The organism is Streptomyces sp. NPDC087845, assembly GCF_044742755.1.
Lineage (GTDB): Bacteria > Actinomycetota > Actinomycetes > Streptomycetales > Streptomycetaceae > Streptomyces.
This window is the reverse complement of the sequence record NZ_JBIUVC010000019.1, coordinates 45,006-58,508: the sequence shown is the minus strand read 5'-3', so window position 1 is coordinate 58,508 and position 13,503 is coordinate 45,006. Positions and strand designations below refer to the sequence as shown.

Annotated in this window: 10 protein-coding genes and 2 pseudogenes; 8 read left to right on the top strand and 4 right to left on the bottom strand. The window is 68.3% G+C overall.

Going from position 1 to position 13,503, the window contains the following annotated elements; genetic code table 11:
• Positions 1 to 33 precede the first annotated feature (33 nt).
• Positions 34 to 798 carry a GNAT family N-acetyltransferase gene (locus ACIOMQ_RS34455; RefSeq protein ID WP_401268126.1) on the bottom strand — a complete coding sequence of 255 codons (765 nt, stop codon included), beginning with the start codon at positions 796 to 798 and terminating at the stop codon, positions 34 to 36.
• Between the two features lie 2,492 nt (positions 799 to 3,290).
• Between ACIOMQ_RS34455 and ACIOMQ_RS34450 the strand changes: the two genes are divergently transcribed.
• The 5 genes from ACIOMQ_RS34450 (at position 3,291) to ACIOMQ_RS34430 (ending at position 6,627) form a co-directional block, all read left to right on the top strand.
• Positions 3,291 to 3,656, top strand: coding sequence for a DUF2089 domain-containing protein (locus ACIOMQ_RS34450; RefSeq protein ID WP_362211248.1), 366 nt, complete (start codon positions 3,291 to 3,293; stop codon positions 3,654 to 3,656).
• Positions 3,653 to 3,913 (top strand): hypothetical protein, encoded by a 261-nt coding sequence (locus ACIOMQ_RS34445; RefSeq protein ID WP_362211251.1) that lies wholly within the window; start codon positions 3,653 to 3,655, stop codon positions 3,911 to 3,913. Before ACIOMQ_RS34450 ends, ACIOMQ_RS34445 begins: the two co-directional genes overlap by 4 nt.
• A 23-nt stretch (positions 3,914 to 3,936) precedes the next feature.
• Complete coding sequence (locus ACIOMQ_RS34440) at positions 3,937 to 4,368, top strand: SHOCT-like domain-containing protein (protein ID WP_401268077.1); 432 nt, start codon at positions 3,937 to 3,939, stop codon at positions 4,366 to 4,368.
• A gap of 472 nt (positions 4,369 to 4,840) precedes the next feature.
• Entirely contained in the window at positions 4,841 to 5,839 is a 999-nt protein-coding gene (locus ACIOMQ_RS34435; RefSeq protein WP_402191765.1) for an ATP-binding cassette domain-containing protein, read from the top strand.
• The gene (locus ACIOMQ_RS34430) at positions 5,836 to 6,627 is read left to right on the top strand and encodes an ABC transporter permease (RefSeq protein WP_402191763.1); all 792 of its coding nucleotides are present in this window, start codon (positions 5,836 to 5,838) and stop codon (positions 6,625 to 6,627) included. The genes ACIOMQ_RS34435 and ACIOMQ_RS34430 overlap by 4 nt, the downstream gene beginning before the upstream one ends.
• A gap of 659 nt (positions 6,628 to 7,286) precedes the next feature.
• On the opposite strand, the gene ACIOMQ_RS34425 is transcribed toward ACIOMQ_RS34430, so the two are convergent.
• Positions 7,287 to 7,592 (bottom strand): hypothetical protein, encoded by a 306-nt coding sequence (locus ACIOMQ_RS34425; RefSeq protein WP_402191761.1) that lies wholly within the window; start codon positions 7,590 to 7,592, stop codon positions 7,287 to 7,289.
• 223 nt (positions 7,593 to 7,815) lie between these two features.
• Here ACIOMQ_RS34425 and ACIOMQ_RS34420 point away from each other — a divergent pair, with 223 nt between their 5' ends.
• Entirely contained in the window at positions 7,816 to 9,030 is a 1,215-nt protein-coding gene (locus ACIOMQ_RS34420; RefSeq protein ID WP_401268069.1) for a beta-ketoacyl-[acyl-carrier-protein] synthase family protein, read from the top strand.
• 40 nt (positions 9,031 to 9,070) lie between these two features.
• On the opposite strand, the pseudogene ACIOMQ_RS34415 reads toward ACIOMQ_RS34420, so the two are convergent.
• A pseudogene (locus tag ACIOMQ_RS34415) lies at positions 9,071 to 9,742 on the bottom strand (SDR family NAD(P)-dependent oxidoreductase).
• A 135-nt stretch (positions 9,743 to 9,877) separates the two neighbouring features.
• Between ACIOMQ_RS34415 and ACIOMQ_RS34410 the strand changes: the two are divergent.
• Positions 9,878 to 10,716, top strand: a pseudogene (locus ACIOMQ_RS34410) (helix-turn-helix domain-containing protein); the annotation flags it as partial.
• 175 nt (positions 10,717 to 10,891) lie between these two features.
• On the opposite strand, the gene ACIOMQ_RS34405 reads toward ACIOMQ_RS34410, so the two are convergent.
• Positions 10,892 to 12,343 (bottom strand): amidase, encoded by a 1,452-nt coding sequence (locus tag ACIOMQ_RS34405; protein WP_402191759.1) that lies wholly within the window; start codon positions 12,341 to 12,343, stop codon positions 10,892 to 10,894.
• A gap of 611 nt (positions 12,344 to 12,954) precedes the next feature.
• Here ACIOMQ_RS34405 and ACIOMQ_RS34400 point away from each other — a divergent pair.
• On the top strand, positions 12,955 to 13,503 hold the full coding sequence (locus tag ACIOMQ_RS34400) for a DUF1062 domain-containing protein (protein ID WP_401754185.1): 549 nt from the start codon (positions 12,955 to 12,957) through the stop codon (positions 13,501 to 13,503).

Below are 13,503 nucleotides of genomic sequence, written 5' to 3'. Positions count from 1 at the left end.
TTGCGAAAGTGGCTCAGGGGTGGTGATGGGTTTTCAGAGGCTGATGGCGTGTTCGATGAACTGGCCGCAGTCGCGAAAGCCCAGGCGATGGTAGACGGGTTGGCCGTCCGCAGATGCTTGTAGGACGGCGGTCCGATAGTCGTGGTCGCGGGCGGCGTGCAAGGCGGCGAGGGTGATGGCGCCGCCGTAGCCGCGTCGGCGGTGGGTGGCCAGGGTGGCGATGTTGTAGATCCCTGCGACCCCCGCGTGGAGGAAGATCTCCGCCGAGCAAACCGGTCGGCCGTTCACGTAGCCGACCAGGTAGCGGGCCGGGCAGTCGGCGGCGCGTGCATGCTCCGCGGCCAGGGCGAAGAAGCCTCGGACGGTGGCGGCGGGCGGATCCCAGTTCGCGGCCAGGACCGTGGCGAAATCGGCGAGTTCCCCAGGCGTCGTCACGAGGCGGATGTCGAGCCCGTCGGCGTTCCGCGGTGGCGGGACCTCGTCCAGGGGCGCCCACATGGCCGCCTCCCGTTCGGATGCCTCAAAGCCTGAGGCGGCCAGACGGGTGGACAGATCCGCCGGAGTCGAGGCCGGGCCCACCCACCACGAGAACGGGCGGCCGGCGACGGCCAGCTTCCGGGTGGTGTCGGCGATGCGTGCATCGGCGCCGGCCCCGCTGAAACGGGCCAGGGCGACGATGTTGAAGGTGTCGTCGTCCAACCCACTGTCCGCGACCAGAAGGTCGTCCGCGTCGGCAACCGCCATGCCCGCGATGTGTCGATGCAGGTGACACGCGTGCTCGGCCAGGTTCTGCTCCATCCTGACCAGCAGATCGCCATCGTCCGAAACCGGGTACTCCACCTCGCTCATAGCGCTTGATTCCATCACACGGAGGCCGGAACCACCTCTGATTTAGTGGTCGGCTTGCATCCCGTGACGGCGGCTGCAGCCACTCGCTGATGGCGGCGACCAGCACGGCCGCCTCGTAGCGGACGGCAGGCTTGTCATATCGGGTCGCGACGGCCCGGTGCCTCTTGAGGTGGTTGATCCCGCGCTCGACGGCGTGGCGCTCCTGGTAGTCGTCTTTGTCGAACTTCGGTGGACGGCCGCCTCGGGAGCCAGGCTTCTTGCGGCTGCGGACCTGGTCGGCCCTCTCCGGGATGGTGCACTCGATCCTGCGTCTGCGCAGGCAGAAGCGATTCGCGCGAGATCCGTAGGCCTTGTCGGCGCGGACTCTGTCGGGTGTGGTCCGTGGCCGTCCCGGCCCCGTGCGGGGACGCGGTTGCGTTCGAGGACGGGCCGGAACTGCGGCCTGTCGTGCCGGTGTCCGGCGGTGATCAGCGGTGACGGCGGCTTCCGCCCCTGCTCGGTCGCGAGGTGAATCTTCGTGGTCGGGCCGCCCCGGGAGCGCCCCAGCCCGTGGTCAGATCCGGTCCAGGCTGCGAGCAGATTCGCCGCCTACTGCCGACGAATCCCCGACTCGGGTAACCGGCTCTCAGCGGAGTGTGAACGCCTGCGTCGCCGAAGCGATGCTGTCACCCACATCGTCAGTCCGACAAGGGAAAGGAGCAACGTCCCTCCGACGACGATGGGGACGGCCGCCGCGAGAGCAAAGGACAGCAGGAGCTCTGCCCATGTCGGCTCCTCACCCATCGTGCTCCCACCCTGCGCCATAGACGTCACGACGCCGGCGGAGATCGATCGGTTCCAGAAACTCGCGTGAGAAACGCGGACGATGCCCGTTTCACGCTCCGTCGCCCCTCGCCCTGTCCACCGATTCGGCATACTCGGCGACCGGGTCCTTCTTGGTGATGGCGACACTGCCGGCGTCGGGTGCGGGAGCCTCGGTGGGAGCAGTGGAGGCGGAGGACGCCGGCTCGGCCGACTGGGCAGTCGCGGCTGGTGCCCAAGTGAGAGTGCCGGTCACCGCGGCGGCGAGGGCAGCGGATCGGGCGACACGAAGGGGCCCCTGCCGGCAAGGCCGCGCGGAACGCTGCGCACAGGGATGGGGCCGCGACTCAGCGGGCGCGGCCACCTCTGCGGGTGGCCGGCGGGGCGGGAGTCTTGTGAACGGCACGGCCCACAACGCGGCTCGGCGCGGACGCGGTCCAAGCACCGGAGAACCAGACGGTGGTGTACTGCTCGACGGCGTCGCACAGCCGGTTGGCGCGGGCGCCTTCCCCTGTCCCCCAATCGGAGTGGTCCCGGATCTCCTCGAAGGTGCCATATCCGCAGTGCTGAAGCGTGCGCCGCTGGGCGGCTGATCGATGGTCCAGTGAGTGAAGGGCATCATGCCCTCGTAATGGACGAGGCGATTACGCGGGCGCGTCAGCCGGACGCGGGCTCCGAACCCGGGCGCCGACGGCGCGAAGCCCAGGAGGTGGCCCCTCCCACGACGAGAAGCAAGCCGGATGAGCCGAGCAGCCACGAGGTGGCGCCGGAGCCGGTGTGAGGCGAGACTGCCGGACGTTGGCGGGCTGTCAGGCGTTCTGGGTGCGGGCGGCGGGTTGGTAGGCGGAGTCGTCGGGGGTGTGGCCCACAACGCCGACCATCAGCGCTTCCTTGGTCGGAACGTGGTACATCAGCCCCGGCTTGGTCAGACCGACCTGCTCGGCCGCGACGTCCAGAGGGATCGACCCGCCTCCCTCGACGCGGAGCAGTTCCAGCGCACCGTCCGGATTCCGGTGTTCTAAGCGTTTCCGTCATGCTCCCGCCTTACCAACCAGAAGGTTGAGCCGTCTGGCGGCGCCAGAGGGGCCTGTCACGTGCAGGCGTCACGCCGCCCGGCACAGCACCAGGAGCTGATACGCATAGCCCCGTGGGCAAGTGGCTGCCTCGGACTCTGGAACTGGGACCGATCGGGCTCGGTGCTGTCCGGTTGCCGCTGTTCGACGGCGCGGTCGGTCCGGAACCGCTGGTGACGCGGAACGTGCTCGCGCCCCGGACGTCATGAGACCGGCCGATACTGCCCGAGCACGCGCACCCGCTGGCGTCCGGCATGGACCCGACGATGACCCGACGGGGCGGGCGGACGCCGGGCCTTCAGCGAACGCGCAGCCCGAGATCGTGGGCTCTGCCCGGAGTGCTGCCTGCCCGGCGGACCGTGGAAACGTCGACGACATGCCGACTGGGGCGACGGCATCACTGACCACCACGGGGATGCGGGGATGCGGGGATGACGAACGGTGGGAGTCAACTACCCGGGACATCGAAACCCAAATAAGAAAACTCAATGTTTGCGCGTTGACGCCTTAATAATCTCAAGGTACAAATGAATGGTGAGCTTGTCACCGAGAGCAAGGGAGCCGAGGGTGGACTGGCAGGAGCTGACGGACCTGACGCGCGGACAGCCGTTCGTGGTCGAGCGGGTGCGCCTCGCGGGCAGCGACGTCGCGATCGAGGGGCAGTTCGAGCCGCCGCAGTTGGCTCAGCTCAGCGTCGACGACCAGGTGTTCGTTGCCGCCTTCGTACGGTCGCACGGTTCGATCAAGGAGATGGAGCGGATCTTCGGGGTGAGCTACCCGACGGTCAAGTCCCGGCTGAAACGGATCGCCGAGCACCTCGACTTCGTCGACACCGACCCGGCACCCACCGGCGCCGCCGACGTCGTTGACCGCCTGCGGCGGGGAGAGATCAGCGCCCAGGAGGCGCTGGCCGAGCTGGAGGGATCCCGGTGATCCCGCACCTGGTGACGGTGCGCTATCGCCGTTCCGACGGGCGCCGGCGGCGGCTGTACGTCCCTGTGCCGGCCGTCCTGCTGGTGCTGTCACCCCTCCTGCTGCTCGCCGGGCTGGCCGGAGTGGTCGCTTGCCTCGCCACCCGGGTGAGCCCGGTGGGCGCGCTGCGCGGCGCCGGGCAACTGCTGTGGGCGCTGCCCGGCACCCGGTTCGAGATTGAGCAGGGCCGAACGGCCGTGCTGGTAAGTGTCAGATGAGTCAGAAGAGCAAGGAGCTTCCCATGAACGAGCAGCGCCGTCAGGTCCTGCAGATGCTGGCCGAGGGCAAGATCACCGCGGACGAGGCCGAGCGGCTGATCAGCGCCCTCGAACGAGAACAGCCCGAGCCGCCGCCGGGAGCCGCATCCCGCCCGAAATCGCGGCCCAAGTACTTGCGCGTGGTGGTGGACGCGGCGGACGACTCCGGCGGCGACGGGGCGAGCCGGGTCAACATCCGGGTCCCGCTCCAGCTGCTGCGTGCCGGGGTCCGGCTCACCAGCCTTCTCCCTCCGCAGGCGCTCACCAAGGTCAACGCGGAGCTGGGCAGGTCAGGGGTACCGATCGACCTCACCGAGCTCAAGCCGCAGCACCTCGAGGAGCTCATCGAGCACCTCGACGACGTCATCGTCGACGTGGAGGACCCCGACGCCAAGGTGCAGGTTTTCTGCGAGTGACACCGTCACGGGGCCGACCGCCCGCCCGGACCACGGGGCCGGGCGGGCGACCGGCCGGTTGGCGGCGGCGGGCGGTCGACCCGTCGCGGCGGGTGCCGGAGGATCCGCACTCGATACAGGTGCGGCCTACGGTCACGCCAAGGGCGGCCCGTTGCCAGATCTGGACTTCGACGCCCAACGGCCGCATTCACCTCGGCCAGGTAGCAAGCGGCTCGATCCTGCTCGGGACCGCGTGCGGTGATCCGGAGGCCGGCAACGCCGCAAGCTCCGTCGTCTGACTCGACGTCAGCTCCGACCACGGGCAGGTGCGCAACACGCCCGCCGCGTCCGAGGCCCCGGCGAAGGCCGAGGGCACCATCAAGGTCCGCACCGGCCACGGCGCCATCGACGTCCTGCTACGCCCGGGACTGAACATCGATTCCTTCAACTCTCCTACTCCCCCAGTGACTTCAGCCTCCGAAAGGGAGGACTCATGAGTTTATTTGTCATGCCCACATCTAGTCAGAGTGACGGTCACCCGTCGCCGGCCGCCGTCTCCGCCGTCGGTCTGCGCAAGTCGTACGGCGACAAGACCGTGCTCGACGGCATCGATCTGCACATCCCGGCCGGGTCCGTGTTCGCGCTGCTCGGCCCGAACGGCGCCGGCAAGACCACCGCCGTGAAGACCCTCTCCACCCTGATCACCGCCGACGCCGGCGATCTGCACGTCGGCGGCCACGACCTGGCCGCCAACCCGCAGGCGGTGCGGGCCGAGATCGGTGTCACCGGACAGTTCTCCGCGGTCGACGGGCTGATCACCGGCGAGGAGAACATGCTCCTCATGGCGGACCTGCACCACCTCTCCAAGCGCGAGGGGCGGCGGATCACCGCCGAACTCCTGGAGCGCTTCGACCTGGTGGAGGCCGCGAAGAAGCCCGCCTCCACCTACTCCGGCGGTATGAAGCGCCGCCTCGACCTCGCCATGACCCTCGTCGGCAACCCGCGGATCATCTTCCTCGACGAGCCGACCACCGGCCTCGACCCGCGCAGCCGCCACAACATGTGGCAGATCATCCGCGCGCTCGTCTCCGACGGCGTCACCGTCTTCCTCACCACCCAGTACCTGGACGAGGCCGACGAGCTCGCCGACCGCATCGCGGTGCTGAACGACGGCAAGATCGCCGCAGAGGGGAGCGCCGACGAGCTGAAGCGGCTCATCCCGGGCGGGCACGTGCGGCTGCGGTTCACCGACCCGGCCGCGTATCAGAGCGCCGCCGTCGCGCTGCGCGACGTCACCCGGGACGACGAGGCGCTCGCGCTGCAGATTCCCAGCGACGGCAGCCAGCGCGAGCTGCGCTCCCTCCTCGACTGGCTGGACTCGGCCGGCATCGAGGCGGACGAACTGACCGTGCACACCCCCGACCTCGACGACGTGTTCTTCGCCCTGACCGGCTCCACCCACGTCAACCAGCCCAAGGAGACCGTCCGATGAGCTCACTCTCCCTCGCCGTACGCGACTCCAACACGATGTTGCGCCGCAACCTGCTGCACGCGTGGCGCTACCCGTCCGGGACCCTGAACCTGCTGCTCACGCCTATCATGATGCTGCTGCTCTTCGTCTACATCTTCGGCGACGTGATGAGCGCGGGCATCAGCGGCGGCGGCGCCGGCCGCTCCGAATACATCGCCTACATCGTCCCGGGCATCCTGGTGATGACCATCGGCGGCACCGTGATCGGGGCCGCGGTGTACGTCTCCATGGATATGGCCGAGGGCCTCATCGCCCGCTTCCGTACGATGGCGATCCACCGCAGCTCTGTGATCATCGGGCACGTCGTCGGCAGCGTGCTGCAGTCGATCGCCAGCGTGGTCCTCGTCGGCGCCGTCGGCGTGGCCATCGGCTTCCGCTCCACCGACGCCACCGCCCTGGAATGGCTGGCGGCGTTCGGGCTGCTCGCACTGTTCGCCCTTGCCCTCACCTGGATCGCAGTCGGCATGGGCATGGCCAGCCCGAATCCCGAGGCGGCCAGCAACATGGCCATGCCGCTCATCCTCCTCCCGCTCATTTCCAGCGCCTTCATCCCTGCCGACACCATGCCCGGCTGGTTCCAGCCCATCGCCGAATACCAGCCCTTCACCCCCGCCATCGAAACCCTCCGCGGCCTGCTGCTCGGCACCGAGATCGGCCACAACGGATGGATCGCCATCGCCTGGTGCGTCGGCCTGATCGCGCTCGGCTACCGCTGGTCGACAGCGCAGTTCAACCGCGACCCGGAATGAGTGCGCGGGCTGCCTCCCGCAGCCCGTCCCGCTCCAGGGCGGCGTACTCCGGCACCGCGTCGGCGTACGCCGCCCCATCCGCGTGCAGATCTGCACCTCTGCGCCCAGCCGGTCGTGATGGATCTCGCCGGGCCGGCTCTGGCCCGATCCCGCCGCACCGCACTGATCCACGTCGATTCGCAGTCGACCGGCCGTTGCGGGCACCGGCTCCGGCAGGGACCAGGGCGAGGACAGGGCAGGGCCTTGTCCTCGGTGCTCCTTACCTCAGGAGTCGGATGCCGGGGTTCGCGGGCCGGGTACGCAGCCTGCTGTTCTCCGGCTGGGACGGATGGAGCGCTCCGACGAGTGCTTCGACGTCTGCTTCCAGTTGCCCGATCTGAACTGCGTCCGCGGCTCGGAGTTCCTTGCGTTTCGTGATCTGCCTTCGGAGCCGCTTCTCGGGGTCCAGGGTCGGGCCGCGTGCACGGACTCTGCCGTAGAACTCGTTTCTGAGGTCGGGGTGTTGCCGGGTGAGCGCATTGCGCGGAACACCGGCTCCGACGGCCGGAGCGACGATTGTCCGGGCTCCAATCGCGAGTCCTACGAAGCCCCCGGGCCGACGGGCGATGTGCCGGGCGAGGGATCTGAGGAAGCGGGCCACGCCGATCGCTCCGTGTCGGTCATCGGGGCTGGTCTCGTGCGGCCGGTCCGAACGCAGCGCCTGTTGACGGGCCCAGATCACGAAGTCCTCGATGCGGCTCGAAGAGCCTCATATCCCAGGGGGCGCCGTCGGATGAGCGAGTGTGCCGGAAGGTGTGGCCGACGGAGTCGAAGAGCAGTCTGTCGTCCGGCACGATCTTCTCCACGATGCGGACGGCGGAGACGACCGGCTCGATCACCATCCGGGGGACCGCCCGCAGGGTGCCGGCGGAGTCGCGGTTCCCGTCCTGGTCGCCGGCCCCCTTGACGACACATCCGTGGATCACATGGCGCCCGGACGGCAGATCTGGACAGCACCCTGTGCTCAGGCCCATGGCTACTGGCGGGAGGGGGCGTTCCGGCCGCGCACTAGCTAGTTGTTGGAACATGACAATCTCTCGCTTTCGAATCGGTCGACTCCTACCCCGATTTCCCTTCTGAAAGCTGGCATGATCCCCATGAGGGCAAGTCAGACACTATGTAGTATCTACACAATTCAAGGAGGCTCGTGTGACCCGTAACCGTCGTGTGCTGGTGACAGGCGTCGGTGCGATGACGCCACTGGGAGCCGATGCGCCGTCGTCGTGGTCGGGGCTGCTGGACGGTAAGTCGGGGGTGCGTTTCCTGGAGGAGGAGTGGGCCGCGGACCTGCCCGTGCACGTTGCGGCCGGGTTCACGGTGGACCCTGCCTCCCTGCTTCCGAGGGTCGAGGCCAGGAAGCTGGACCGCGGTGAGCAGGTCGCCATCCTCAGTGCGCGCGAAGCTTGGCAGGACGCCGGTGCTCCGCAGGTCGAGCCGGAACGGCTCGCCGTCGTCATTGGTACGGGGACCGGTGGTGTCCTCACCACGCTGGGGCAGGACGACGTCTTCGAACGCGCCGGGATTCGCCGGCTGTCGCCGTTCGCGGTCCCCATGCTGATGCCCAACGGGCCGGCTGCTTGGGTGAGCATGGACCTGGGCGCGAAGGGAGGCGCCAGGACTCCGGTGAGTGCCTGTGCCTCCGGGGCAGAGGCCCTCGCCCTGGGGCAGGATCTGATCCGCAGCGGGCGGGCGGACGTGGTCGTCGCAGGTGGAGTGGAGGCATGCCTGCACCCCTTCACCATCGCGGCATTCGCCCAGATGAAGGCCCTGTCGACGCAGTCCGTGGACCCAGAGACCGTGTCCCGCCCGTTCGACGTCAAGCGGTCCGGGTTCGTTATGGGCGAGGGCGCGGGGATGATGGTGCTCGAACGCGCCGAGTTCGCCCGGGCCCGTGGAGCACGTGCCTACGGCACGCTGGCCGGCAGTGCCGTGAGTTCGAGCGCGAACCACATCACGGCCTCCGACGCGGAAGGCCAGGCCTTCGCCATGGAACTGGCGCTGCGCGACGCCGGCCTGGCCCCGACGGACATTGGGGTCGTGCACGCCCACGCCACCTCGACGGAGTCCGGTGACCTGGCGGAGGCCGAGGCGATCGGCCGGGTGATCGGCAGCCACGTTGCGGTGACGGCGACGAAGTCGATGACAGGTCACATGATGGGCGCGTCCGGGACGGTTGGCGCCATGGCCGCTCTGTTCGCGCTCAAGGACGGCACGGTGCCGGCCACGCGCAACCTCGACGAACTCGACCCGCGCGTGGAACTGGACGTGGTGCGCGGTGAGCGGCGCACCGGTCGGTGGTCTGCTGCGCTGGCCAACTCATTCGGGTTCGGCGGACACAACGTCAGCCTCGTCTTCACCAAGTGACGACAAGACCTTGACCGCCACGCTGGGCGGCATGGGCCCCTCAGACCCAATTGCCGCCCACTCGTGATGTCGTGTCGTTGCTCAGACCGGCCTGACCACCAGGCCGGACACGACAACACGAGTCCAACCTCAGTAATCCTCCTGACCACGTATCCGGGAGAGCGCTCGGCCGCGTGCAGACGGAGGCGCTCACCTGACCGCGGTGCTGGTGACTTCCGTTCGGGCCGTGTGGGATGCTCGGGCCGTACACGACGAAGGCGTTGTGCGACTGGTGGCGCTCCGGGTCGGTGACCGCCCAGAACGAGCCGAGCGCGCTGGAGATGTTCACCACCACCGGGTTGTCGGACTTGCGCAGCAACGGAATCGCGGCCTGGGTGACGCGGACGACGCCGACCACGTTGGTGCCGAACACGGCGCTCGCGGACTCGGCGGTGACGCCGTCGGCGCCGAGGGTGTTGTCTGCGACGCCGGCGTTGTTGACGAGTACGTCGAGGCGGCCCTCGCGGTCCTTGATCACGCGCAGGGCGGCCTGCACCGACGCGTCGTCTGTGACGTCGAGCTGCACGAACTGCGCGCCGAGTTCGGCCGCGGCCGCCTGCCCTCACTCGCTGCTGCGCGCCCCCATGCAGACGGTGTGCCCCTCCTTGATCAGCCGACGGGCGGTCGCGTACCCAAGGCCCTTGTTCGCTCCGGTGATGAGTGTCACGGTCATGTCCGGTGTTTCCTCTCTTCGATGAACCAGCTCATGGCCCGTCCTTCGAGGAGGCGCGGCATCGAGGGAGAGCTCCCGTGTTCCTGGGGTGGCAGGTCCAGGCACGCAGCCAAGGACCCGCCTACGCTCTTTCTCATGACCCGCGACACGAACACGCTCGGCGAGTACCGCGCGCCCGCCGCGAACTCGTCACGCCGGACAGTGTCCGTCTCCCTCAGCTCGGCCTGCGCCGCGTTCCCGGCCTGCGCCGCGAGGAAGTCGCCATGCTCGCCGATATCAGTGCCGACTACTATCTGCGGCTCGAACAGGGCCGCGACCGCAACCCCTCCATCCAGGTGCTCGAATCGCTCGCGCGTGTGCTCCAGCTCGGTGACACCGGCACCGCCTATCTGCTCAGCCTGGGGTCCGACAGACCCCGCCGCGCACGCCGCCGGCCCCGCAAAGAGGCGGTGCCGTCCGGTAACGTCAAGCTCCTCGACTCACTGACGCTGCCGGCCTTCCTGGAAGGCCGCTACTTCGACGTGCTGGCAGCCAACCCGCTGGCGACGGTGCTCTCGCCCCACCTGGTCACCGGCCGAAACCGCCTGCGTGATGTGTTCCTCGATCCCGCCGAACAGTCCCTCTACCCCGATGGGGAGGACGCCACCGCCGGCCTGGTCGCCGGATTCCGTCAGTCGGTCGGCACGGGCACCGACGACCCGCGACTCATCGAGCTCGTGGGCGAGCTCTCGCTTGCGAGCGACCGCTTCCACCAGCTCTGGGCACGCCATGACGTGCACGCCCGCGAGGGCACATCCGTCACGCTCGACCGTCCGCAAGTCGGCGAACTCACCCTGAACCGAGAGAAACGCGCGGTCTCCGGATCGGCCGGCCTGCTCCTCGTCGTTTACCACGCCGACCGCAACACCCAGAACGACGAGAAGCTCCGCCTCCTGTCCTCCTGCCAAACCGTTCCCCACACCCCGGCACCCACAGACCGCTACCGCGACGCCCGACTGATGCGCAACCCGCGCAGGGATACCGCCGTTGAGAAAACCTCACTGGCTTCCACCACGAACACCAAGTCACCGACGGTACCGACACCGACCAGATTTCGGGGATCTCGTCGTGATCCGCACCTCGTCCTTGACGCACACCCGGTAGTACGCCCTACTTCGGTGCCTGGAAGCCACCGATCTTCAGCTCAAGCAGTTCGGCCAGCCGCAGTGGGGTGCGGTCCTCGAACATCGGACCGATGAGCTGCACTCCCACCGGCAGACCCTCGGGCGACCGGCCCGCTGGTATAGCGGTGGCGGGTAGACCGGGCATAGTGGCCAGACCGGCCCAGACGAGCTGGTCGAAGTACGGATACTCGACGCCGTCGATGTCGATGCGACGTTTCATCAGGTCGGGGTTGTGGTCGTGCGGGAACGCGGGAGTGGGCGTGATGGGACACACCACGGCGTCGAACTCGGCGAAGAACTGCCGCCAGCCATGGCGGTGGAGCTCGCGAAAGCTGTTCGCCTCGATCCAGTCGCGGTGGCTGAACACCATGCCGCGCAGCCGCGCCGCATCGAGACTCCGGTCGTCTGCGCTCAGTCCGGCGGCGCGGGCCTGCAGCTGCTCGTACGCTTCGACGGGAAAACGTGCAATGGAACCCGAGAACAGCAACTGCGTGTAGAGCATCGCGGCTTCGGTCAGACCGGGCAGCAGCGGACTGTGCCGTTCGACGCGGGCGCCGGCGTCGACAAGCGCGTCGGCCACCCGGTTCACGCCCGACCGCACAGCGGACCCGGTCGGAATGAGCGGATGTTCATCGAGGACCAGGACCCGGAAGTCGCAGAGCCGCTCGTGGCGCGCGGGCGGCAGCGTCAAGTCGTGCGCCACACCGAGCGTCAGTGGGTCCGGTCCGGCCATGACGTCGAGCAGGAGCGTGAGGTCGCGGGCAGTGCGCGCCATCGGGCCGACGACGGCGAGGTCGAGGTCGGCCGGCAATGCCGGCGCGGGCGGCGGGACCATACCGCGGTGCGCCGCCAGCCCGAGTGTCGGCTTGTGCGCGTAGACACCGCAGAAATGTGCGGGGGTGCGCAGCGAACCGGCGATGTCGGAGCCGATGGACAACGCGCCGAATCCGGACGCCAGGGCCGCCGCCGAGCCGCCGGAGGATCCGCCCGACGTACGACGGTGGTCCCACGGGTTGTTGGTGGTGCCGTAGATCTCGTTGAAGCTCTGCACATCTTGCAGCCCCAAGGGCACATTGGTCTTACCGAGCACCACCGCGCCTGCGGCCTTGAGCCGCGACACCTGCACCGCGTCCTCGGCCGGCATGTAGTTCCGGTGTAGCGGTATGCCCCAGGTCGTGGGCAGCCCGGCGATGTTGTAAGACTCTTTGACCGTCACCGGAATGCCGAGCAGCAGCCGGTCCTCACCGCGGGCACGCGCCTGGTCGGCACCGCGCGCGGCGGCCCGTGCACGGTCGAAGTCCGGCACACAGATCGCGTTGATCGCCTTGTCGTCCCGCTCGATACGGGCGATCGCCTCGTCGGTCAGTTCCGCCGAGGTCACTTCACCGGCACGCAAGGCAGCCGCAAGTTCTTCGGCCGTCTGAAAATTCCACTCCATGAATCCGACCGTACCCACCTCTGGAGCAGGTCATGAAATGCCGCTTCGCGCAACGGGACGGACGTCTCAATACTCGTCATGTTCCTCTCCGGCCACAGCCAATTCGCCCGACTGCTGGCGATGGCGACGCGCGTCGGGATCCGTGTCGGCCTGGGAGTTGCCCGCCCGCGCCGCGGAATCGACAGCGAGGTCGCGCGGCTCCGGGACATCTTCCGCGCGGACGGCCTTCGTTGCCCTTCGCACCGAGGCCCCACGTGCCCACGTGCTCACTACGACCGACGACGAGCAGGCGGAGAAGGCCACACAGCCGCGCTCAGAAAGTTGTTCAGCAAGTTGCTCGGCTGCCTCTACCACTGTCTTCGGAACCGGGCGCACCACGACCCCGATCCCGCTTTCGCAGTGCCTCTGGACAGCGGCGGTGAGGCGCTCGAAAACCAGTGGAGCAGCGCCGCTTGCGCCATTACCGTGCTGGCGAGCCAAGCCGTCCAGTCAAGGACATGCCGTTGTACACCCTGTGAGACCTCCCGAGCGCTGATTCGTCGCGCGTCGCACACGCATGTGCGCCGCGCTCCTTTCTGCTGCGGACTTCTCACTGAAACCGGTGTACTTCTGTGCTCAATAACTGGGTGGTCGCGCCCACCTGCTTGCCGCTCGTTCTCCGCCGTTGCCACGCGTGCGCGTCCGAGCGCTTCCGGGCAAACGGTAAATTTCGCGTCAACGCAAACCACAAGCTCATCGACGCCTGGCTCCTCGCGCTCTGTACCGCTTGCGGGGAAACTGCAAAGCTCACGGTCCTGGAGCGGATGAATGTGCGCTCCGTACGACCTGAGCTGCTGGACCGGCTGCATGACAACGACCCTGGCCTGGCAGCTGAGCTGCTCCAGGATCCGGTCGTGCGGCGCCGTAATCGCATCGCCCTCGACTGGGACAACGCTTGGCGCCTCGACACCGGTGGATCGGATCACCTGGACCGCGAGGTGATCGACGTCTCGGTCCGCTTTGCGGCGCGGATCCCTGTCCGGCCGGTGCGACTGATCGCTGAAGGCTGCGGTCTTTCGCGGGCCGAGGTCGAGAGGCTGATCATGGAGGGAAGACTCGTTTCGGCAGTCCGGCTGACCGGCAAGCTCTCCGGCGACTTCACCTTCACGCTCAAGCGCTGA

What these genes read in the sequence shown, in the direction of transcription:
- ACIOMQ_RS34405 (WP_402191759.1), bottom strand. Translation starts at nt 12,343, where the DNA reads ATGGAGTGGAATTTTCAGACGGCCGAAGAACTTGCGGCTGCCTTGCGT.
- ACIOMQ_RS34455 (WP_401268126.1), bottom strand. Translation starts at nt 798, where the DNA reads ATGGAGCAGAACCTGGCCGAGCACGCGTGTCACCTGCATCGACACATC.
- ACIOMQ_RS34435 (WP_402191765.1), top strand. Translation starts at nt 4,841, where the DNA reads ATGAGTTTATTTGTCATGCCCACATCTAGTCAGAGTGACGGTCACCCG.
- ACIOMQ_RS34430 (WP_402191763.1), top strand. Translation starts at nt 5,836, where the DNA reads ATGAGCTCACTCTCCCTCGCCGTACGCGACTCCAACACGATGTTGCGC.
- ACIOMQ_RS34440 (WP_401268077.1), top strand. Translation starts at nt 3,937, where the DNA reads ATGAACGAGCAGCGCCGTCAGGTCCTGCAGATGCTGGCCGAGGGCAAG.